This is a genomic window from Rhizobium sp. CRRU65, assembly GCF_048551595.1.
GTDB classification, from domain to species: Bacteria; Pseudomonadota; Alphaproteobacteria; order Rhizobiales; family Rhizobiaceae; genus Rhizobium; species Rhizobium leguminosarum_J.
Window position 1 is genome coordinate 11859 of the sequence record NZ_JBLYZH010000002.1, and the last position, 19034, is coordinate 30892.

25 protein-coding genes and 4 pseudogenes are annotated in these 19034 nt (G+C 57.9%); 9 read left to right on the forward strand and 20 right to left on the reverse strand.

Annotated elements, in window-relative coordinates; all coding sequences use genetic code 11:
• Positions 1-66: 66 nt before the first annotated feature.
• From ACM5SV_RS03265 to ACM5SV_RS03305, 9 genes are read right to left on the reverse strand one after another with little or no spacing between them, the layout of a single operon-like run.
• Positions 67-1137 carry a GlxA family transcriptional regulator gene (locus tag ACM5SV_RS03265; RefSeq protein WP_003554342.1) on the reverse strand — a complete coding sequence of 357 codons (1071 nt, stop codon included), beginning with the start codon at positions 1135-1137 and terminating at the stop codon, positions 67-69.
• Positions 1138-1139: 2 nt separating this feature from the next.
• Positions 1140-1460, reverse strand: a complete 321-nt coding sequence (locus ACM5SV_RS03270; protein ID WP_419425057.1) for a hypothetical protein — start codon at positions 1458-1460, stop codon at positions 1140-1142.
• Complete coding sequence (locus ACM5SV_RS03275; protein WP_419425058.1) at positions 1457-2182, reverse strand: CbtA family protein; 726 nt, start codon at positions 2180-2182, stop codon at positions 1457-1459. The genes ACM5SV_RS03270 and ACM5SV_RS03275 overlap by 4 nt, the downstream gene beginning before the upstream one ends.
• Positions 2183-2193: 11 nt before the next feature.
• Positions 2194-2382 (reverse strand): CbtB domain-containing protein, encoded by a 189-nt coding sequence (locus ACM5SV_RS03280; protein ID WP_003554337.1) that lies wholly within the window; start codon positions 2380-2382, stop codon positions 2194-2196.
• Between the two features lie 56 nt (positions 2383-2438).
• Entirely contained in the window at positions 2439-2765 is a 327-nt protein-coding gene (locus ACM5SV_RS03285) for a nitrile hydratase accessory protein (protein WP_012763449.1), read from the reverse strand.
• A gap of 10 nt (positions 2766-2775) precedes the next feature.
• Positions 2776-3393 (reverse strand): nitrile hydratase subunit alpha, encoded by a 618-nt coding sequence (gene nthA / locus ACM5SV_RS03290; RefSeq protein WP_017996632.1) that lies wholly within the window; start codon positions 3391-3393, stop codon positions 2776-2778.
• A gap of 27 nt (positions 3394-3420) precedes the next feature.
• On the reverse strand, positions 3421-4161 hold the full coding sequence (gene nthB, locus ACM5SV_RS03295; RefSeq protein ID WP_003554331.1) for a nitrile hydratase subunit beta: 741 nt from the start codon (positions 4159-4161) through the stop codon (positions 3421-3423).
• Positions 4162-4190: 29 nt separating this feature from the next.
• Entirely contained in the window at positions 4191-4688 is a 498-nt protein-coding gene (locus ACM5SV_RS03300; protein ID WP_003554329.1) for a DUF1097 domain-containing protein, read from the reverse strand.
• A gap of 33 nt (positions 4689-4721) precedes the next feature.
• Positions 4722-5696: a CobW family GTP-binding protein gene (locus tag ACM5SV_RS03305; RefSeq protein WP_003554327.1), complete on the reverse strand. Its 975-nt coding sequence runs from the start codon at positions 5694-5696 to the stop codon at positions 4722-4724.
• 110 nt (positions 5697-5806) lie between these two features.
• Between ACM5SV_RS03305 and ACM5SV_RS03310 the strand changes: the two genes are divergently transcribed.
• Entirely contained in the window at positions 5807-5989 is a 183-nt protein-coding gene (locus ACM5SV_RS03310) for a hypothetical protein (RefSeq protein ID WP_128405702.1), read from the forward strand.
• Between the two features lie 228 nt (positions 5990-6217).
• A complete protein-coding gene (locus ACM5SV_RS03315) occupies positions 6218-6604 on the forward strand; it encodes a DUF983 domain-containing protein (RefSeq protein WP_003554325.1) in 387 nt (128 codons plus the stop codon).
• Between the two features lie 797 nt (positions 6605-7401).
• Here ACM5SV_RS03315 and ACM5SV_RS03320 read toward each other — a convergent pair.
• The 4 genes and pseudogenes from ACM5SV_RS03320 to ACM5SV_RS03335 form a co-directional block, all read right to left on the reverse strand.
• Positions 7402-7716 carry a BrnA antitoxin family protein gene (locus tag ACM5SV_RS03320; RefSeq protein ID WP_003554323.1) on the reverse strand — a complete coding sequence of 105 codons (315 nt, stop codon included), beginning with the start codon at positions 7714-7716 and terminating at the stop codon, positions 7402-7404.
• Entirely contained in the window at positions 7713-7958 is a 246-nt protein-coding gene (locus tag ACM5SV_RS03325; protein ID WP_003554321.1) for a BrnT family toxin, read from the reverse strand. The genes ACM5SV_RS03320 and ACM5SV_RS03325 overlap by 4 nt, the downstream gene beginning before the upstream one ends.
• Positions 7959-8413: 455 nt before the next feature.
• The gene (locus ACM5SV_RS03330) at positions 8414-8623 is read right to left on the reverse strand and encodes a hypothetical protein (RefSeq protein ID WP_003554319.1); all 210 of its coding nucleotides are present in this window, start codon (positions 8621-8623) and stop codon (positions 8414-8416) included.
• A gap of 19 nt (positions 8624-8642) precedes the next feature.
• Positions 8643-9339 (reverse strand): annotated as a pseudogene (locus tag ACM5SV_RS03335) (SOS response-associated peptidase).
• 450 nt (positions 9340-9789) lie between these two features.
• On the opposite strand from ACM5SV_RS03335, the pseudogene ACM5SV_RS03340 reads away from it, so the two are divergent.
• Positions 9790-10170: pseudogene (locus ACM5SV_RS03340) on the forward strand (hypothetical protein); the annotation flags it as partial.
• 84 nt (positions 10171-10254) lie between these two features.
• Here ACM5SV_RS03340 and ACM5SV_RS03345 read toward each other — a convergent pair.
• Positions 10255-10581 (reverse strand): hypothetical protein, encoded by a 327-nt coding sequence (locus ACM5SV_RS03345; RefSeq protein WP_003554317.1) that lies wholly within the window; start codon positions 10579-10581, stop codon positions 10255-10257.
• Positions 10582-10685: 104 nt separating this feature from the next.
• Between ACM5SV_RS03345 and ACM5SV_RS03350 the strand changes: the two are divergent.
• Positions 10686-10811: pseudogene (locus ACM5SV_RS03350) on the forward strand (hypothetical protein); the annotation flags it as partial.
• Positions 10812-10968: 157 nt separating this feature from the next.
• Here the strand turns inward: ACM5SV_RS03350 and ACM5SV_RS03355 are convergent.
• Positions 10969-11208, reverse strand: coding sequence for a hypothetical protein (locus ACM5SV_RS03355; protein ID WP_003554314.1), 240 nt, complete (start codon positions 11206-11208; stop codon positions 10969-10971).
• Between the two features lie 198 nt (positions 11209-11406).
• Entirely contained in the window at positions 11407-11655 is a 249-nt protein-coding gene (locus ACM5SV_RS03360; protein ID WP_003554311.1) for a hypothetical protein, read from the reverse strand.
• Positions 11656-11790: 135 nt separating this feature from the next.
• Between ACM5SV_RS03360 and ACM5SV_RS03365 the strand changes: the two are divergent.
• Together ACM5SV_RS03365 and ACM5SV_RS03370 are read left to right on the forward strand one after the other, a co-directional pair.
• Positions 11791-12014: pseudogene (locus ACM5SV_RS03365) on the forward strand (spike base protein, RCAP_Rcc01079 family).
• Positions 12014-12277 (forward strand): hypothetical protein, encoded by a 264-nt coding sequence (locus tag ACM5SV_RS03370; RefSeq protein WP_020487110.1) that lies wholly within the window; start codon positions 12014-12016, stop codon positions 12275-12277. Before ACM5SV_RS03365 ends, ACM5SV_RS03370 begins: the two are co-directional and overlap by 1 nt.
• A gap of 540 nt (positions 12278-12817) precedes the next feature.
• On the opposite strand, the gene ACM5SV_RS03375 is transcribed toward ACM5SV_RS03370, so the two are convergent.
• From ACM5SV_RS03375 to ACM5SV_RS03385, 3 genes are read right to left on the reverse strand one after another with little or no spacing between them, the layout of a single operon-like run.
• Positions 12818-13414 carry an SOS response-associated peptidase gene (locus ACM5SV_RS03375; protein WP_026157636.1) on the reverse strand — a complete coding sequence of 199 codons (597 nt, stop codon included), beginning with the start codon at positions 13412-13414 and terminating at the stop codon, positions 12818-12820.
• 28 nt (positions 13415-13442) lie between these two features.
• Positions 13443-14270, reverse strand: coding sequence for a Ku protein (locus ACM5SV_RS03380; protein ID WP_419425059.1), 828 nt, complete (start codon positions 14268-14270; stop codon positions 13443-13445).
• A gap of 9 nt (positions 14271-14279) precedes the next feature.
• Complete coding sequence (locus ACM5SV_RS03385) at positions 14280-15173, reverse strand: Ku protein (RefSeq protein WP_017996623.1); 894 nt, start codon at positions 15171-15173, stop codon at positions 14280-14282.
• 76 nt (positions 15174-15249) lie between these two features.
• On the opposite strand from ACM5SV_RS03385, the gene ACM5SV_RS03390 reads away from it, so the two are divergent.
• The 3 genes from ACM5SV_RS03390 to ACM5SV_RS03400 all read left to right on the forward strand — a co-directional run bounded on the left by ACM5SV_RS03390 (position 15250) and on the right by ACM5SV_RS03400 (position 17072).
• A complete protein-coding gene (locus ACM5SV_RS03390; protein ID WP_017996622.1) occupies positions 15250-15504 on the forward strand; it encodes a hypothetical protein in 255 nt (84 codons plus the stop codon).
• Between the two features lie 354 nt (positions 15505-15858).
• On the forward strand, positions 15859-16173 hold the full coding sequence (locus ACM5SV_RS03395) for an EamA family transporter (RefSeq protein ID WP_012763447.1): 315 nt from the start codon (positions 15859-15861) through the stop codon (positions 16171-16173).
• A gap of 149 nt (positions 16174-16322) precedes the next feature.
• Positions 16323-17072 (forward strand): sulfite exporter TauE/SafE family protein, encoded by a 750-nt coding sequence (locus tag ACM5SV_RS03400; RefSeq protein WP_017996620.1) that lies wholly within the window; start codon positions 16323-16325, stop codon positions 17070-17072.
• 500 nt (positions 17073-17572) lie between these two features.
• Here ACM5SV_RS03400 and ACM5SV_RS03405 read toward each other — a convergent pair whose 3' ends face one another.
• Positions 17573-19015, reverse strand: a complete 1443-nt coding sequence (locus ACM5SV_RS03405) for a DUF1254 domain-containing protein (RefSeq protein ID WP_017996618.1) — start codon at positions 19013-19015, stop codon at positions 17573-17575.
• Positions 19016-19034 lie beyond the last annotated feature (19 nt).

Here is a 19034-nt window from a genome sequence, read left to right on the forward strand (position 1 = left end):
GCGTGAATATCAGCCTGGATTTGAGCTCGATCGGCCCGGACGGAACCGGACGAAGGCGAGCTCGCCTCAAGTGTGTCGGCTTGCGCTCGTTGATGCCTCTTGAGGATGCGAGATTGCTAGTGCGAGGTCCATGGCTATCGTTTGTCGAGCAGGGCGCCGGTCGGAGGCCGGCTGGGAAATGGTTTTGGATGATACCTGGAAACGGCTTCGATAATCGTTCGGGCTCACGCCGATCGTCTTGGTAAAGACCCGCCTCATCGCGTTGACGTCTGCGAACCCGCAGATGGTGGCGATCCTCTGTAGCGGATGGACGGTGTCCTCGAGCAGCCGCCGTGCGGCGTCCGTCCGAGCGGCCGCGACGAAATCGGCCGGCGTGATTCCAAGCTCCTTGCGAAAGACGCGTGCAAAATTACGGATGCTCATTCCAATCTCTTGCGCCAAACTCTCGACGTCGAGGTTGCCGTTCAGATTTGCGAGCACGAACTCCTGAGCCTTCTGTATCAACGTCGTCTCGGACATCTGCCCGACAAGGTGCGCGCTGAACTGCGATTGGCCGCCAGGTCTTTTCATGAACATGACCATGTAACGGGCGACGATCATTGCTACGTCCTTGCCGTGATCCTCTTCAACAAGCGAAAGGGCGAGATCGATGCCGGCGGTGACACCGGCGGCGGTGATAAGCGACCCGTCCCGTACGTAGATGGCATCGGCGTCGAGATCGATCGCCGGATACTCGCGGCTAAACTTCGCCGCGCATTCCCAGTGTGTCGTCACCCGCTTTCCATCGAGAAGCCCGGCTTCGGCAAGCAGGAAAACTCCGGTGCAGATCGAGCCGAACCGCCGCACGCCTGGAACCCGGCGCCGAAGCCATGCAGTGACTTCTGGATCGATCTCGAGAAAAGCAGGATCTCCGGCGACCAGCAACGTGTCGATCTCCTCATCTTCGTCGAAGATGGTGCGATCCGCCATGAACCTCAGCTGACCGGTTCCGGCGATCGAGCGCGCTCCGGTTGACATGACCTGTATATCGTAGGCGCTCATGTCGCCCAGCCTTCGCGCAGCCTCCCAGAAAACTTCAGCAGGGCCGACGATGTCCAGCGACTGCACGCCTGGCGGCGCGAGGATGACAATCCGCATGACTACTCCGCTCCTAGTTGCCCGTCCAATGTCTGGTCATGCAAGATTTCTGCCAGTCTCGTCATGACTAGCCAGCGCCTGATCTGCCTGCTGTTGAGGTGGAAACTCTGACCGTCGCCTATGCGATGTTCTTCGATCTTCTCCGTCGCAGCCGCTTGGATGGTCGCCTGGTTCACCGCGTAGAAAGCGATACAGTCCTCCATCAGCGGAGACTTCCGGAGCACGGCGCGAAACGCCCTTCGATGAACGAGGCAGTTCCCGCCGTTACAGGCGGTGAACTGCAACGCGTCGAGGGCCGCGTTCCAAAGCGTGCCGGAGCTCATGCGGTACCTTCAAATCGACGGAAAAGCGCCCCGCTCACGGACCCAAGCAGAGCCCAGAAGACGAGGCTCGTCATCACCGCGGCAGCTACGAACTGATGCTCGAGGGACTCCGGGGCCAGCGGGTGCATTCCTTCCGGTGCGACCGGAGCGCCGATCAGGTGAGGGGCCGCGATGGTCGCAATGGCGACGGCTGCCGCCCATGGCTTTCGCTGGAAAGCAATTAGACCGATACCGACTGCTGTAGCCAACGCGGTTCCAATCCACCAGAGCTGACGGTCGGCCAGGGGCGCGGAAGGCGTTCCGGGTAACTCAGGCGGCAGACCTATCAAAGGCGCGAGCATGACGCAGGCGAAACCGGCCAATCCCCACAGCAAGCCGTCGCGCCAGGTGACGGGCTTCCCACGCATTGCGATAAGTCCGCACAGGACCAGGGCGTAGCCGATCGCGGTCAGCATGTTTGCTGCAACCGTGAAGGTCATCCGCTCCAGTCCGTCTGACGGCTCCCAGCCTGCTTCGTTGTGATCGTGATCGGCTTCGTGGGGGTGCGGTGTCGTCATGGGCGAAACGACTTCCGGCGTTTCCGTGGCTTCGCCCGCCTTTTCATAGACCTCGGCCTTGGCGATCAACTGGCTGGTTCCAGCGAATTGGGCGGCGCTGACGGCGCCGCCGACGATGACGCCCGTAAGGGCCGCCGTGAATACGATCGAGCGAAACAGCGACATGAGATTAAACCTCAGTGGCAGGGAAACGCATTGGCGTGACGGGTGTCATGCGCTGCGTTGTGAACGATTTCGATGTGCGAGAACCCGACGAATCCCACGATCACCAGACCGAAGAAGACCGCCGTCGCGGCCTGGAGGATTTTCGCGGCCGACGTCGTGAGGTTTGGCGCCGCGATGGCAGTGGAGGCTGAGATTGACATCCTGATACCTTTCAAGTGTTTGAGTAGAGCGCCAATTTGGCAAGTTTTGACTGGGATCAGGCCGCCAGAGCGGCCACGATCTCTTCAGGGTCGACGACACCAGCTTTCACGATGGCCTTCTCAAGGGCTGTCAGGAACTGGTCGTAGTAATTCCAGCTCGAGCGATCGATGGGATGCGCATCTTCCCAATCCTTGATCGTCGCGATCAGTTCGTCTCGGAAATCGTCCCATTCGAAGGCGCCGCTCTTTGCGAGGGCAAGCGCCATTCCGAACGAGGACCGTTCCCATTGAGAACCGAAGCAGAGGGAACCGTTGGCGCGGGGAGGGTTGTCGGGCTCCCCCATCATTTCCGTAACCGCGAAATGTTCGAACTGGGTCAACATCGCATCCGCCTCAAGCGGCCTTGGCGATGGCGACGCCCATCATGGCTTCGGGGGTTACGAGAGCCTCAAGCTCCGTCTCCGTCAGCCCTTCGGTGCCTGGCGGGCGTTCCGGGATAACGAACCAGCGGATCTGCGCGCTGGAATCCCAGACTTTGATCTCGATGGTCTCCGGCACGGGCAGACCGAACTCGTTTAAGACCGCGCGCGGCTCGCGAGCTGCGCGGCTGCGGAATGTCGGATCCTTATACCAGTACGGCGGCAGCCCCAGGACTGGCCAAGGGTAGCAGGAGCAGAGCGTGCATATGATGAGGTTGTGGACGTCTGCAGAATTGGCGACTGCGCGCATATGTTCGCCCTCCGCGCCCGCCATCCCTTCGGGAAGCTCGAGTTCGGCGATCGCTGCGGGGGTATTGGCCACCAGGCGGTCCTTGAAGGCGGGGTCGAGCCATGCGCGGGCGACGATCTTGGCGCCGTTGAACGGTCCCATCTTCGTTTCGAAGAAATCCAGGATGGTATCGACGGTCTTGTCCGTGATGATGCCTTTCTTGATCAGGAGGGCCTCGAGAGCTTTAACGCGCGCGGCACTGTAGGCTTCGCGATCTTCGCGGTATTTGAAGCGGTCGATCATCTGAGTGTTCTCCTATTGCTTTGCGCGTCAGGCGGCTTGGGCGGCGACGGCGCGTGGGGATTCCACGTAATGGGCGTAGAGATCCGCGTAGAGGCTGAAGTTCGTCTCGGCGTTGGTGGGCCAGAGTTCCTCGGGCTCGAAACGGATGCAGTAGACCGGCATCGCCGCGCCGATCCCGTCCGTTCCCGTGTCACAGAGGTAGACGTAGGCGCCGTCGTAGACAGTCTCGACGGTTCCCGTCTTACCCCGAAGAAAGCCAGGCAGCCTGGTGTGCTCGACCGATGGGACATTCCTGATCGAGACGAGGTCGCCAACGGTGAAATCGAAGGATACCTCCGCCTCGCGCTTGGGGCTGTCGCCTTCGACGAGATATTGAACGACCCGATCGTCGATCGCCTGGTCGCCGGCCGTCGGCACGGGTATCGAGGGATCAGCGTAGTATTCCTCCGTCAGGGCATCGAGTTCCTCGGCGGTGATGTAGCCCTTGTCGATGAAGTAGCCGGAAATGCCGCCGAGCCATTTCTCGTAGTATCGGTATTTGAAGTAGTCGAAGGGGTTGAGAGATTCCGCACCCTTGCGCAGGTCCGCCCAGGTCCAGATGCTTGAGAATGCAGACGGCGTCGCCGGAAGCGAGAGCTGAGAGGACAGGGCCATCATTGCGGTGTGGATACCGAAGATGCGGGTCTCCCATGTCTCCACGAAGACACGTGTTTCCGTGCTGACCGGGCCAAGGCCTTCAAGGCCGCCGAGATAGTGTTGGAGCTTCATCGAAATTTCCTCTTGAGCGATTGGTGTGGCTACGCGGTGGCGGGCTTGGTGGAGAGTAGCGACGTGCCGATTTCCGACAGAAGGCCAAAGGCGCCGCCGAGCAGCATTGCGGCCATGGCGACGAGGGTTGGATGGTTCATTCCTGACGTGACGACAGATGTATTGGTGGCGGCCGTCGTGCCGACCAACGACGCGAAGCCAAATACGATGGCCGGCGGGAAGTTCAGTATCTTGATGGAGGACACCATCACCATGGCCGAGGTACCGAGGCCGACGAGTAAGGCGACAAAGATCGGATGCTGCGGTCCGTATTGGATCACCAGCAGCGTTAGCGACGCGATGATGATACCGGTCCAGTTGGACACGATGCTCTTGACGAGGCCATGCTGCCCGCCGCCGCAGGCATAAAAAGACGCCCATGCAATGAACGTCACCCACACCGGAACAGGAAAGACGGTAGCGGTGATATAGGTGTCTATGGCGCCCAGGACGCCAAGGCTGATCATTGCTGCTACGAGAGGGGGCATGTCGTGTCTCCTTGTGTGAAAGCGGGGAATGGGTCAGGACGCCAGGGCTTGGCGTGGTACGATGCAGCGCTCGAACCCCGCTCGCAGCATCTCCTCGTCAAGGTTGCGACCGATGAAGACGATGTCGCTTGAGCGAATCTCGGACGGTTGCCAGACCTTTCCCGGCCGGCCTTCCAAGGTCATGTGGATGCCATGCAAGACATATCGCCTGGCTTCCCCAGCGAAGCTGAGCACGCCTTTCATCCGAAACAGGTCGGCTCCGATGTCCTGCACCAGGCGGGTCAGCCAGCTATTGAGCGCCACCGGATCGAGAGGCTCTGGCTCGCGGAAAGCTACGCACCCGATAGTTTGATCGTGCTCGTGCTCCTGTTCTTCCAGGATCTGCGGATCGATTTCGAGCACGTTCTTCAAGTCGAACGCGCCGATGCCCACGACATCTTCAAATGCGACGCCGCAATCCTTGGTCGGGATGATCCGGGCCAGGGGATTTCGTCGCCTTAGATCCCGCTCGACTTGTAGAAGATGATCCTCGTCGACGAGATCAACCTTATTCAGCAGCAGGACGTCGGCAAAGCTGATCTGTTCGACTGCTTCTTCTTGCGCGAGTTGTCCTTCTATGTGTCGGGCGTCGACTACGGTGACGATCGCGTCCAGTTCCAATCGGGCGGACAGGACGTCGTCGAGGATGAAGGACTGGATGACGGGCGCCGGATCGGCTAGTCCCGACGTCTCGATGATGAAACGATCGATCTGGCGGCCCGACTGAAGCAGGGCTCTAATCGCCGCGATGAGGTCGTCGCGGACGGTGCAGCAAATGCATCCGTTGTTCAGTTCCACGATCTGATCGTTGGTCTGCACGACAAGTTGGCCGTCGATGCCCACTTCTCCGTATTCGTTGACGATGACGGCGACGCGCTCGCTGCTCTCGAACGAAAGAATCCGATTGAGTAGCGTCGTCTTACCGGCTCCGAGGAAGCCCGTGAGTATGGTGGTTTTCAACTTCGACATGGCTGCCGTCTCCGCGTCTGGCACAGCTTCGCCACTCCCGCGATTGCAGGCCGGCAGAGGGGTCGCTATGCAAGTTTTCGGTGTTACGAAGGGTGAATTGTCCCGATCGCTTGACCGGCATTACAGGTAAACTTGCGAAATTGCGCAATGCGGCGAGGGTTTCAATTTCGGCCAAAGGAATCGCAAAAGCTGCCAAAAAAAGCCGCTTTTTGCGGTTTGCTGATGAAATAATCAGCGTGCCTAAAATACATACAGGTCATGCCCTGGAGATGTTCAAGCGTTGGTGGGCTTAGCCAATTGCTCAAAATTAAGGGCGCGCTGGCAAAACCAATCGACACAGTGAGACGAGCGGACTCCGCTGTTCGTTCCCATGCAAGCTCTCCGGCAACCCTCGGCGGATCGAAGACCTTCTACGAAATGATCGATTGGAACCCGACGTCCCGCCAAGAGTTCGCTTCTACATTACCGCCTAAGTAGGGGGCACTAACCGCCTTTGACCGCGCGATCGAGGGAATCCTGAGATGAAAACGGAATACGACGAAACGACAGTCCCCGCTTTAACTGGTATCAAAGGGCGTTGCCCACGTTGCCAGCGGGGACATCTGTTCAATGGCCTTCTATCCCTCGCTCCGGCCTGTGAAGTCTGCGGCTTGGACTACTCCTTCGCGGACCCGGCGGACGGGCCGGCATTCTTCGCCATGAGCATCGTCGCGGTTCCCGCGCTTGCCTTTGCTCTATGGCTTCAGTTCACCTTCGACGTTCACCTCTGGGTCCATCTGGTCCTGACGGTTCCACTGACCGGGCTGGCATGCATATTGTTGTTGAGGCCTCTGAAAGGATGGCTGGTCTGCTCGCAGTACTTCCACAAAGCTGAAGAGGGTCGGATCGATCGAGAGTGGGGCAAATGAAGGCGAGCACGATCGCGAACCGCAGGGCTCCGTCGCAAGGTCGGAGTCTACGCTCGCCGTCGCCGCGATCCTCCTGATCGCCTTGGCGGGCTGGATCCTTCTCAGGCCGCACCCAGCGGCCGCACCTGCGAACAGGTTCCTTCTATTTGCCCATCCTCGACATGTTCCTATAACGAGCACAGCCGTGCTCATCGATCTGCTGGCTGGGCAAGAGCAAGAGGAAATCGGCTAATGAGGTCAGCAGTGGCCGGAAGATACTCGATGCTCGCACGAAAATGATAGTCCATCATTCCTGATTGAACTTCCCGCGACTCAGCAGGAGCCCGGCTAGCGAAGTGACTATGATGGCCGCGGCGGCGAATACCGTGCCGGGGCCAGTCAGATGATAGCTGCCAATGAATGTGCTCATTTGAAGAGCGGCACGCGCGGCATCGGCGAAATCGGAGTGTCGATGAAGTTGACGCGGTCGTTGCCAGCCACGCCACCCCATGAACCCAGGCTTATCGTCATCACTTTTGATCGGCACTTCGCCGTCGAACGAATCGTGAAGTTTGCGAGCGAGCAGCAGATGACCATCCCCTGTCTGGTCAGTACGTCCTATGATTGGGATTCAGGGCTCTTGTCAGAGCCGGCGCGGAAGTCGCCTTCCCTGAAAATCTCGCAGCCGGTCTTGCGCTCGATGATCAATCGCTTTTGCCGTGTGGCCTCACCCAGGAAGAAGCAGGACGGGTTATTACCACCCTTCGCGCCGAGCTCAAGCCTGCATTTGCGGGGCAATGATAAACGGCCGCGGAGTGCTATAGCCCTACCGCCTTCCGCAGTGTCTCATTTATCCGGCTTTGCCAGCCTTCGCCTTTGGCCTTGAAAGCATCGACGACTTCTGGATCGAGCCGAATGCTCACGGCGACCTTAGGATTATTGGACTTAGGCCGGCCGCCCAGGTTCTTCCTGATGGACTCGGCCAACTCGGGAAGGGCTTCGGCAAAAGGTTTGGCCTTGGCCAACTGTTCATCCGTCGCCTCTGGGGCGTCGGGATCGCTGGCGATTTGCCTCTGGATCTTCGCTTCTTCAGCGTCGGAGATTTTCAGAACACTATCTGCGATGCGGGTCATAGGATGCTCCTTTCCTTACGGCTGGCTTTGCGCATGGAGATTACCGAAATGGCTTCAGAGCCGAGGGTGACGAACACGACGGCAATCACGCCATCACGAAAGACACCGATGGCCATGAGGCGTTCGCCTTTGGCCGGGACGACAACGGAGCCTGCAAAGAAAAGCAGATCGAGATCGGCAAAGTCGAGCCCGTGCTTTTCGATATTGGTCCGGCGCTTTGCTTCGTCGTAGGTGATCTTCATGGATATTGTATATACGGAAACAGACCTAATTTTACAATAGGTTCCTGCATATACGGAAACTGGTTCTATATACGGATCTCGCAAGGAAAACTGCAATGGACCCTTCGATTGCTCCGGCCTCGCGGGCCGCCGCGGTGACCCCGAACGATACCGCCATCGCTTCCGCGGAATCGATCAAGCGCCGCCGAAGCGGCAATTTGGAATGGCGTCGACGCAGAATCCCTTCAGCCTCGAGGAGGTTAAGGCTGCGCAGAGGATGCATGACCCGCTACTATTTCGACATGCGTGCTGCAGAAGAGGTAATAACTAAGTGTACGTCTTTGGCAGTATTTGTGAATTTACACTGGAGTTGTCTTTGGTATTGTGCGCCCGGCCGCTCGGCGATGTTGCCTAACCCCAAGCAATCGAACTCCTGTGCGCCGGGCGGTCGTCCGACCTCACATATTCGAATGACGTTATTCTTTATTATCCATCAATTTCTCGGAAAGATGATGCACCAAGGCGTCATGATTCGGTGAACTCTGGAGCGCATCGACAGCCGCAGCGAGGGCGAATTGCCCGCGACAGCTCTGAATGTCGCAATGATGTTGCGAACACCATTCGGTCACCGCATCGACCACAGTTTCGATATCGTGATCGGAAAGGGAGGTTAGCGCTTGAAACATCTTGGTGATCCTTTTCGTTTTAGACAACCTCTATCGCAGCAATCGTCTCTGGCCCGCCTCTTTTGTCATTGTTCAGCCGTCGCGCCACCGGCCACTGGCTCATCAGTGCGGCCGGAAAGGGCTTCATGAGGTCTGCAGGGTCTGGTTCTGTCGATAGCCAGCGGGCATAGTCGTTCCGATGCAGGATAACCGGCATACGATCATGGATCGTCGCCATCATCTCGTTCGGTGCGCAGGTCAAGACGGCGAAGTTGAGGATATCGATGCCTGATGGGTGGCTCCAGATCTCCGAAATACCGGCCAGAGCGAAGGGCAAGCCATCCTTCATGGCGATGGCGTATGGCTGCGACCGACGACCAGTCTCCAACGTCTCCCACTCGAAACCCGTTGACAGGTATCAGGCATCGGCGCGCCTGATAGGCGAGACCAAACTTTGCATTCACAGCAATGCCTTCGCACGGCAGATTAGCCGATGGCCTACGTTGGGATGGCTTCATCCAAGACGGTGTGAAATCCCAAACGGCCATCACAAAAGTCGACGCCGAGGCTCCCGGCTTCTGCGCGCTGCCGCTGATGATGATTGGATAAACTTCCTTGGGATAGCCGTTGTAGCGAGGGAAGCGGTCATCCAAGCCATCAACTTCGCCGCGATCAGCAAAGGTGAAATGGCCGATCAGCTCATCTAAGGATGAATCTACAAAAATACGGCGACACACAATGTTCAGTCCCTGTGATAGCCATAGGCTGGCCGCGCGGCGCGGTAGCAGCCACGCTTGCTGCGGCAGCCAGTGTCATGAGCTTCATGCCTTGGACTCCTCTTTCCGGATGCCAATCAACAAATACTGGTGGACTAGTTTCGGCCATCCATCCTGAACCTCAGATGAAAGGCAACGGGGAAAGGGAGGGACGCTCAAACACACCAGTCGTTGCGCCCCTTCTGGTTCCAGGTCGTGGCGAATCCCTCCCGAAGCAACGTCTTTCATGCGCTTCGCAGGGGCCCTGAAACGAGTGTCGCCTTTGTTCATCCCTTCATTCGGTGGGTTCACCGTTCGCGCCGTAGATGAACAAGGGAGGGTGTCATGGGTTTCGTTGCATCGACCAAGTAATTTAAGCACTATGCACAAACTGTTCTCTCCGCCGCCGGCTCGGTGGTCGCTGCTTTCCTCATGTCGTCGCCGGCGCATACGTTGACGATGAAGGAGTGCAGCACCAAGTACCAAGCCGCCAAGGCCGACGGCTCTGCCAAAGACGTGAAGCGCAACGAAATCCGCGCAAAGTTCTGTGGCGCCGACGCTGCTGCTGCTGACAAGGCTGACGAAGCAGCGTCACCGCCACAAGCGAGATGGAATCGGCAAAGCCGACGACCGCAGCGCCGAAGTGCGTCAAGTTTCCGAGGGAGATCGATAAGAAATATTCTAGCGAGACGGCCGATAAGCCCGCCTGCAGACCTCCCACCATCCGCCAAGGACGCCGGCACGCTCGGCGAGCTGAAGTGGATCCAGAAGGGCGTCGGCTATTGGAGCCTCGGCCACGCGAGCATCGAGGCGCCGCTGGTTGAGCTCAGGCTCTTTCCCGTTGCGCGACAAGCCAGCCGGCACATAAGCCGCCTGGTGACGAAACCAAAACAGGCGCTATTCCACAGTAAATGTCCCGCCCCCCTTGGAGTATTTCTTACCTCCAAGCGAATTGATCGTTGCACATTTTTCCTTACCGAACTTCTCGCACATCTTATTATCTTTGATGCTCCATGTCCCCTTGTAGGTGGCCTTGTCCCCGTCGACAGTCGCTTCAATCGTCCCGTCTGGTTTATAAGTTGTGACGCCCGATTGCGTCTTTGACTTCCAGTGAATTGGGTGGCCTACCAACTCGCTTTTCAACTGCTCCGCCGTCATGGTTGCGGCATATGCACCGGATGCGAAGGCTAGCATAATGAGGCCAGAAACCGTGATCGCTTTCATCGTGCACTCCCTTCTCCTTAAGCGAATATTGTAGCCGCTATAGAGCACCGGGAATATCCATCCAAAATGCTTATCTCGACATTCAAACCTGCTGGAGCCCGCCCGTCGAGCGCAAGGGAGCGATATTCGTGAAGCCGAAGCTGATCGCCGAGATCGAACACCGGGCGTGGACGGATGACGGAAAGCTGCGGCACGCGTCCTATAAGAGGCTGCGGGAGGAGCAGGAATAACGCGGCGGTTAATAACTTGGGGTGACGTTCAAGAGCTACCCTCCGCAATCGGCACAATGTTTGACAATTCCCATCAGACCCAAGGCAAAAACCATTGTCAAAAAGGAGCTTACCGCCAACGCAATGGGCACAGCGATAAAGAACTTCGCCTTTGGCTTCACCAGGAGAGCGCAGTGGAAGCTTTCAATCGCAACGCGACAGCAAGCCTCCTGAAACCAATCGACTTATCGTAGCGCGCCGGCTCGCTTCGAAGGAGAATGGCCACGAAGATGCACCGCACGCCGTTGTTGAGGATCACGATAACGATGTGGCTGTCGAGCTCGGCATCGTTGCCATTGAGCTTTCTGAAAGACTTTTCTCCTCGTGATTCGGCCACCGTGAAGCGCTTCAGTGACAATGATAGTCACCGGCCTCGTGGTTCGTATGGCTCACCGCCATGAGCGAAAGCGCCGATTGCTGACATAGCGAATACGGTCGCTGCGAGAGCGATTCTAATGATTTTAGCGGTTGAGTTCCCATCCCTTTACTCGCAGTAGCGCGTACCCTTGCAATGGGTTAGGGCGTTTCAACTACAAGTGTATGTGGTAATGGCCCGTCATCTGCAACCATTTGACTTTCCTATTGGGCCGCCCGTGGTCCAGTTTGTGATTTGGGATAGCCGTTCGAGTTCGACGTCCAGTAGCGTTCGGATTTCTTCCGGAGACTGATCGACGAAAACCAGTCTGGCGTTCTCTCTGACCAAAAATAGTTCCGTTTGATGTTTGTCCTCATCGAACCGCATCTGGATCACGGCGTCCATGTTAATCCAGCGAGTAATCGTGCCGTCGGTCAACTTCACGAACATCCCATCCTCCCAAAGGTGGCCACTCCCGAACCGAACCAGAAAATCTAGGGTCGGTTCCAACCATATCCAGGTGGGGAAGGCGAGATGTGAATGCTTCCAAAAGCTGCGTCGCATGCACCGAGTAGGGAGTATTAGTTGGATCCCTCGATTGCTCCGGCCTCTCGGGCTGCCGGGCGATACTGCCATCGTCGGTGCGCGGGCCCGCTATATGGCACGGCCGGCGATATTGCTATCGCGCCGCGTCGAGACATGACCCTGTCATCTTCAAGAGCGTGCCCGCCGGAACGATCCAGCCGGTTCACGCCGCCATCTTGGCGCTGACCGGGATCGCGGCCTCCAACATCATTGCATTATGCTGATGGACAACGGCAACAACGTCTCGCTGAATGAGATCGGGATACTGGGTAGCGCCGCCAAGGTGTCGCAGTCCAACTTCATCACCACCTATCCAGTAGATCAGAAGCCGAGCACCATCTGGCGGCCAATGAGGCAGGCGGAAGCGTGGGAACTATGCGAGTCGCAACCGATTTGGGGGAAGAGTCCGACGATGATGGCTGGATTTGTTGCCATGGGCTTCCCGTCGCAACAGATCGACGGGTTCAAGGCGGCGGCTTCTCTCTGACGGTCAGGGCGAAAGATAGCCGTGATGTATGCCATAGCGAATTGCAATCAAAAAGGAGCCGCCAATTAAGAAGGCGAGCATAAGCGCTTTACGTGTTTCACTCTGTAGCAATTTTGCCCTCCACAAAAGCGGGGAAGTAGGCCTTCCTCGGATTTTGGCAACGAACTTCTGCTGAAAATTCACAACCCGGAGCCACTCCGTGTTCGTCCATAACTGGCGCAAGGTCCTGAAGCGCGCCTGGAGCATCCGCCTCATGGTGCTCGGGCTTCTCTTTTGGCGGCGTTGATGCGGCCCGTCGCGAGGAGATCAAGAGCTTTACGAAAACCGTCGAGATGAAGGGTTGAGCCTTGCGAGTAAGGGGTTGGGAAGGGTCGCACTTGCGGTGTGCCTCGCCGCGTCATCGAGTGGTCAACTCTCGGCCCAGGAGTTCGCGAGGCCGTCGTCCACGCCACCATCGGCGAATGGCTTGGCGATGGATCGACATTCTGGATGGCCTCGGAGATTGCAATGCTGCGCACCTGCATCTCGGTGAGGCGAGCGTCAGTCGCTTCCAGCTCGCACCTGCTCCACCGAGAGACTTCCCGCAGGCAGCGGCTTGAGTAGCTGATCCTGGGGTTTCGACAGCGCCAGCCAGTGTCTCCAATCTTCAGGTTTCAGGATAACAACCTGTCGATTATGGATTGGCGCGACATCCGGGCTCGGCTTCGTCGTGAGCATCGTCATCGACGCCGGCTGATTGCCTTCGCCTTCGCGCCACAGCCCGGCAATAGCGAATATCGCACGGTCGGCGAGCGTAAACCTGTGCTTGGCCTTCGGGTATTTCGTTCCGGTAAACTCGAAGAAGGCCGACGCCGGGATGAGGCAGCGTTTGCTCTGTGAGAAATCCCGGTTTTCCGAGACGAAATTAAAAACCGGTCCGCCTTTGCGTCCGGCAGACGGCGGAAACCCGAACTTGGCGGCGAAGAGTTCGAACTCATCGCCAGATGTCCGGACCACCGGGGCGATATCACCGATTTTGATGTCATCGGCCGTGGGTAGATCGAGTTCAGACTGGTGCGCCGGAATGCGCAGGGCGAGAGACTGCATCATCTCGCAGTACTCTTTCCAGCGAATATGTTGTTCATAGTCATTGCACATAGCGGGACCGCTCGTCAGCCAGGGAGGATTATCGGCCCGCCTTCTTTCGACCTTTAAGGTCGGCTTCGACGCTCTTCTTGAGGGCGTCCATGATGCTGATGACGTTTGATGGCTTCGCGTCGTCGTCTTTTTTACTGTTGGCCGCCTTGGACGATTTGGAGGGCTTTAGAGCCTTCTTCTTGGTCGCTATCAGCTTCAGCAAGCTCTCCTGGATCGGATCGCTGACCATCGAAGGCGACCATTTATCCATGCGCCGCTTGATCATTTGGGTGATGGCAGCGACCATCGAGGTGTCAGCCTTCTTCTCGATCCCCTGGAAGTACTCCTCCTCAGGGCGAACCTCGTCACCGAAGCGCAGGGTCCAGACAACGATGCCCTCATCGCGCGGTTCTAGGACCACCGCACGTTCTCGCCGGCCGATTACTACCCTCGAGACGCCAAGGACCTTTTCTGCCTTCATCGCATCCCTTATGACGGCAAACGCCTCGTTGCCGATCTTGTCGTTAGGAACGAGGTAGTGGGGTGTTTCAAGGTAGATCCACTCGATACTTTCGCGCGGAACGAACTTTTCGATATCGATCGTCCGCACGGTCTCCAGATCAATTGACTCGAGGTCTTCGTCGGTCAGCAGAACGTAGTCGTTTTCACCGCGCTCGTAGCCTTTGGCTTCGTTTTCATCCTTGACGGGCTTTCCAGTCACGGAATCGACGTAACGGGACAGGACGCGATTGCCGGTCTCTTTGTTGAGCGTGTGGAAACGGACCTTCTCGCTCTCCGATGTCGCCGGGCTCATTGCCACGGGACACGTGACAAGCGAAAGCTTGAGGTAGCCTTTCCAGTATGGACGGGGTGCCATTGTTGTTTCCTAGCTGGCTTTTTTGTGAGTGGTCTTGGCAGCTGTTTTGGGAGCGGCCGCCTTGGTCTTTTTCTTCGCGTTCGCGTTTGCAGCCTTAGTCTTGGATTTGGCAGCGGGCTTGGCGTTCCCCATTCCAGCGCTTTCGCGCAGGGCCTTCAGAAGGTCGTTGGGCTTTGACACCTGAACTGGCTTCGGCTTGGGTAGTGAGCGGCCCTCCGACTTCGCTTTCACCAGATCGGCGAGGGCGGCCTCATAGCGGTCATCGAACGTCGCCGGATCGAAATCACCCTTCTTCGTGCCGATGATGTGCTTGGCGAGGTCGAGCATTTCTCCCTCTACCTTGATCTCCGAGACCTCCTTGAATGCCTCCTTGGACGGCCGCACCTCGTAATCGAAATTGAGTGTCGTCGCGATCAGGCCGCGCCCGTGGGCGCGGATAAGAACGGTGCGCATCCGTCGAAAGAGAACCGTTCTCGCTATCGCGGTGACGCTGGCCTTGCTTAGGGCATCGCGAAGGCCTGCAAATGCGTCTTCTGAGACTTCGTCTGTCGGTACAAGATAGTACGGCTTGTCGAAATAGACATCGTCGACCTCGGAGCAGGAAAGGAACGCCTCGATCTCGAGCATCTTATCGGAATCCGGGATGACGGCGGTCACCTCTTCCGGGTCGATCATGATGTATTCGCCGTTCTCAACCTCGAACCCCTTCACCTGGTTTTCCCGCTCGACAGTCTCCTCCGTCTCGCTGTCCACGAACTCGCGGCGTACGGGGTTCCCGGTTGCCTTGTTGATCGTCCGGAAGGAGATGCGATCCGAGGTCGACGCAGCAGTATAAAGCCCGACGCCGCAGGTGATTTCCCCGACCTTGATGTGGCCTTTCCATTGAGCCCTATGCGCTGCCATGATTTTCCCTCCGGGCGGAACTTTCCAATTAACTTGTCGTTCGGCCTTTCGTTCCGAAACTACGGGGGAGATGTGCATGTCAGCGCCGCATGAAGACCATAGCGAAGCCCTTCAGGACGGAGAGGCGATCCTGCTCAATGCCGTTCTCATGTGGTTTCGGTTTTATGGTGTCCCCTTCGATGAACGGGCAGCCGATGTCTTGTGCGAACGGGCGATGTTGCTCTACGCAGAGGGGCGAGGCCAGCGTTACATAGAAGGTGACCTCATCCGGACGTTTTCAGGTCTGATGGCCATGAGGGTCAACGCTCCGTCTTCGGCTCTAAGCCATTGAGCAATTCGTTTTCGCTGATCCGAACGGTGATGCTATCGTCCCCAATCCTCCGACAAGGCGACTGACGCCATAAAGTCCGATTTCAAAAGCTGCTCGGGATCGTCCGAGTACTATCTCCACTGCTTCACGATATGTCCGGCCAATTCGTGCCACGCGTTTTTTGGCATGTTTTGAAAGCCAGAGTGGCGGTTGAAGGGCAACCCTCGGAAAGCCCGAGCTTCGAAACGCGTCGAGTTGGGCGTAAGTCGACTGATCACCAACCAGGGTGTACGCCGAGATCAAGGACGGGGGACAGTCTCTGATGGACTGATGGTTCGCCCGGCGTTAGACAAGCGCGTCAGCAGGAGTTTACCGATGCGTGTTGCCGTCATCCTCTTCATAGCCGTGTGCCTATTCCTGGCGGGAGCGACTGCTTCGCGCGCATACGTGGGCAACTCTAACTTTTGGCTGCTCGCAACCGCGCTTGTCCTCTATACATTAGGCAATCTTTCGATGATCGCTCTCATGCGGACAAGCGGTCTTTCCCTTGCTATTTCGTTGTCGTCGGTTGCGCAGCTCATCGCCATCAACGCGATCGCCGTGTTGGTTTTCGACGAGCGGCTCGGCTGGCATCAGGCGGTTGGCGTCCTCCTCGGGATAGCATCGGTTACGCTTATGGTGATCGGATGAATGGCTCTCAATTGCGTTTCCTTGACTACGGCGAATCGCAGTCGTGGGGTGGGCTCTTCCGGACGCGCAACGGCGTGCGGCGATTTGACGGCGGTATTTGGACAACGGGCTCGGCCGAACTCAGGCTTGGGTGCTAGGGCGACCTGAACATGTACGATGCAATGCTTCTTTTCCTTGCTGGCCTGTTAGCAGGCAGCATGAATGCGTTGGCGGGCGGCGGGTCATTCGTATCCCTGCCTGCGCTGATATCGGTCGGAGTGCCGTCGGTATCCGCAAACGCGACAAGTACCCTGGCCCTGTTTCCCGGCGGCATGGCGAGCTCGTGGGTCTATCGTGACGGGGTTAGGAGTGTGTGCGGCGTCAAGGTGATGCCCATTGCCATCGTGACGGTGATGGGTGGCGTGGCCGGCAGCATTCTATTGCTGCTAACACCATCGAGGATTTTCGATGGGATCCTGCCATGGCTTTTGCTGGTGGCGACATTGATGCTCGCTGCAGGTCCGAGGCTCAGCGCCCATTTGCAGACGCGGGCACGTCCGAGTATTCTGGCATTCGCAACGGTTCAATTCTTTCTCGGTCTTTATGGCGGCTATTTTGGTGGCGCCGTGGGTCTCATGATGCTTGCGGCATGGAGCGCGCTCGGGGGCGGGGACATCAAGAGCCTGAATCCGACAAGAATGGTGATGGTCACTGCCGCCAACGCCGTCGCCGTCGTCGTCTTCGTACTTGCCGGGGCAATCGTATGGCAGGAGTGCATTCCCATGACGATTGGAGCCGTTATCGGCGGGTGGATCGGAGCGCATATCGGACGAAGGCTGCCATCACCCGTCGTCCGGATGCTAACCCTCGCGGTCGCCTTTTTAACGACCGCGGTGTTCTTTTCGCGAGCTTACCTTTGAGCGAAGGTCCCGTACCCCTCAGGCTCTCAGTCGATAAATTGCAGTTGAAGGAGCCGAATTCCTCCAAAATGCTCAAGGAGTTGGACGAATTGGATCGCGGGAAAGCGTCGATCCAGCGGATGTGATTGAAAACGCACGAACGATCGTCATTGCCGCCGAACATTGAAGGCACGCCGATGAGCTGGTGCCCGGTGTTCGCCTTTCCAAATTCCATGACGTCGCACCACCGTTGAGCCTCCGGTTCCTGCGGCAGCCGCACGAGATCGTCGATCTTCTGCGGTCGCGGAGCCTCCTGAGCGTGAGCAAAGGCAACATCGTTAGGGCCAGAAAGCCCGGCGATCTATTTCAAACTCTTGTCCTTCCGGCTAGTTTTCGAAAGCGAGGACTGGTCTACAGCCCAATTTCATGTCGATGTCCAGCCGGTCAAGGCGCTCCGGCTCGAGGAGCGCCCTGTCGACCCTGCCGCTCGCGGAAAGATTCCAGTCGACGTTCAGCGCTTTCTACGAGACCCGCTTCACGCCGGGCGGCTGCCACGTACCTTTCCCCGCGGGCAGGATCGAAGGCGCCTCCGTCTTTGGCCAGTACAGGCGCATCACGAGATAGATCGTGCCGTCCGGGGCCGGAAGCCAATTGGCTTCCTTGTCCGCTCCGGGGCTGTCCTTCTGGATGTGCAGCGTCAGCGAACCGTCCGCATCCTTCTTCATTCCCGGCAACATCGGAGAGTTGACGAGGTAGCGATTGATCGGGTTCTTGACCAGCAACTGGCTCTTGCCGTCGTACATGGTCACTGACCAGAACGAATGCACTGGCGGCAACTGGCCCGGCGGGAAGGTAATCGTGTACTTGTGCTTGCTGCCGTCGAGCGGCTTTCCGCTCGCATCTGTTCGGGTGAAGGGGTACATGGCCTCTGCTGCATCGTTGCCATAGAGGCCTGCCTTGGCAGCGCCTGAGCGCAGCAACCAATCGCCGTTGTAGAAGGCCTCGTCACCAAGCAGCGAGCTGACGTTCCAGCCGTTGATGGGCTTGTTTCCGCTGGCCAGCCACTTGTCGATCTTGTCGTCACCCTGCTTCATGCCGACCAACAACTCGGCCTTATGCTCAAGCGGCAGATCCTTGAATTCGAGAGTCTTTCCGGGCCCGATGCCGATCCTTGCAAGCTTCGCACGGATGACCTTGTCCCTTGACGTCTCCGGGACGAATTGCAGAGCCACGTCGAGATATTCGAAGAAGTTTTTCTTGATGCCGGCGGTGGTGGCGGGAAGGAACTCGATCGTCGGTGCGGCGGGCGGGGCGGGTTGCTTGAGGAAGGCCGAAAGCGGTTGCGCCTTATAGCCGCTCTGCACCTTTTCCACGTTCGCCATATCTTCGGCGTCGATAAGCTGTGTCCGGAAGTTGGCGAATACGAACGGGGTGCTCGAGGTGAAGACCTGCTTGACGCCGTCGGGCTTCGCGCCTTTCCAGTCGGGTCCGACGACGAGATAGGAACCCGGCTCGGTTCCCGTGGTGCGCGAGCCAATATAACCGAAATTGTAGGTGTTGCCGTCGATAAGCTGGACCGAGTAGTAGCGTTCCTTTTCGACCGTCGGCACCGAGATCACCATTGGTTCAGCACGCAAGTCCAGCCAGAGGATCGAGTAGGGCGTGTCACTGTTCGGCGTGATGATTGCCGTGTCCGCCGGGCTGGCGACCTGATGCATGTTGTTGATGTCGTTAAACGGCGCCTTGAACTGTCCGGAGTTCCTGTCCACGGCGAACTCGTTCATGACCGCATAGTTCATCACGAGCGGCAGGCCGTAGATGAAGCCTTCCTCGGCGATATCCATGGCCTCCAGCAGGCTGGGCCATTCTTCTTTGTTCTGCGCAAGCACCGGGGTAGACTTGGCCGTTGCGGCAACGAGTGCGGCCATCGCAGCGGAGCGGAGCAGATCGCGTTTCGTAAGCATGTGAACGTCCTTTCGGTTC

Coding starts and splice junctions, on each gene's coding strand:
- ACM5SV_RS03265 (WP_003554342.1), bottom strand. CDS start 1,137: ATGCGGATTGTCATCCTCGCGCCGCCAGGCGTGCAGTCGCTGGACATC.
- ACM5SV_RS03270 (WP_419425057.1), bottom strand. CDS start 1,460: ATGAGCTCCGGCACGCTTTGGAACGCGGCCCTCGACGCGTTGCAGTTC.
- ACM5SV_RS03275 (WP_419425058.1), bottom strand. CDS start 2,182: ATGTCGCTGTTTCGCTCGATCGTATTCACGGCGGCCCTTACGGGCGTC.
- ACM5SV_RS03280 (WP_003554337.1), bottom strand. CDS start 2,382: ATGTCAATCTCAGCCTCCACTGCCATCGCGGCGCCAAACCTCACGACG.
- ACM5SV_RS03285 (WP_012763449.1), bottom strand. CDS start 2,765: ATGTTGACCCAGTTCGAACATTTCGCGGTTACGGAAATGATGGGGGAG.
- nthA (WP_017996632.1), bottom strand. CDS start 3,393: ATGATCGACCGCTTCAAATACCGCGAAGATCGCGAAGCCTACAGTGCC.
- nthB (WP_003554331.1), bottom strand. CDS start 4,161: ATGAAGCTCCAACACTATCTCGGCGGCCTTGAAGGCCTTGGCCCGGTC.
- ACM5SV_RS03300 (WP_003554329.1), bottom strand. CDS start 4,688: ATGCCCCCTCTCGTAGCAGCAATGATCAGCCTTGGCGTCCTGGGCGCC.
- ACM5SV_RS03305 (WP_003554327.1), bottom strand. CDS start 5,696: ATGTCGAAGTTGAAAACCACCATACTCACGGGCTTCCTCGGAGCCGGT.
- ACM5SV_RS03315 (WP_003554325.1), top strand. CDS start 6,218: ATGAAAACGGAATACGACGAAACGACAGTCCCCGCTTTAACTGGTATC.
- ACM5SV_RS03320 (WP_003554323.1), bottom strand. CDS start 7,716: ATGACCCGCATCGCAGATAGTGTTCTGAAAATCTCCGACGCTGAAGAA.
- ACM5SV_RS03325 (WP_003554321.1), bottom strand. CDS start 7,958: ATGAAGATCACCTACGACGAAGCAAAGCGCCGGACCAATATCGAAAAG.
- ACM5SV_RS03330 (WP_003554319.1), bottom strand. CDS start 8,623: ATGTTTCAAGCGCTAACCTCCCTTTCCGATCACGATATCGAAACTGTG.
- ACM5SV_RS03345 (WP_003554317.1), bottom strand. CDS start 10,581: ATGAAAGCGATCACGGTTTCTGGCCTCATTATGCTAGCCTTCGCATCC.
- ACM5SV_RS03360 (WP_003554311.1), bottom strand. CDS start 11,655: ATGTTCGTGAAGTTGACCGACGGCACGATTACTCGCTGGATTAACATG.
- ACM5SV_RS03370 (WP_020487110.1), top strand. CDS start 12,014: ATGGACAACGGCAACAACGTCTCGCTGAATGAGATCGGGATACTGGGT.
- ACM5SV_RS03375 (WP_026157636.1), bottom strand. CDS start 13,414: ATGTGCAATGACTATGAACAACATATTCGCTGGAAAGAGTACTGCGAG.
- ACM5SV_RS03380 (WP_419425059.1), bottom strand. CDS start 14,270: ATGGCACCCCGTCCATACTGGAAAGGCTACCTCAAGCTTTCGCTTGTC.
- ACM5SV_RS03385 (WP_017996623.1), bottom strand. CDS start 15,173: ATGGCAGCGCATAGGGCTCAATGGAAAGGCCACATCAAGGTCGGGGAA.
- ACM5SV_RS03390 (WP_017996622.1), top strand. CDS start 15,250: ATGTCAGCGCCGCATGAAGACCATAGCGAAGCCCTTCAGGACGGAGAG.
- ACM5SV_RS03395 (WP_012763447.1), top strand. CDS start 15,859: ATGCGTGTTGCCGTCATCCTCTTCATAGCCGTGTGCCTATTCCTGGCG.
- ACM5SV_RS03400 (WP_017996620.1), top strand. CDS start 16,323: ATGTACGATGCAATGCTTCTTTTCCTTGCTGGCCTGTTAGCAGGCAGC.
- ACM5SV_RS03405 (WP_017996618.1), bottom strand. CDS start 19,015: ATGCTTACGAAACGCGATCTGCTCCGCTCCGCTGCGATGGCCGCACTC.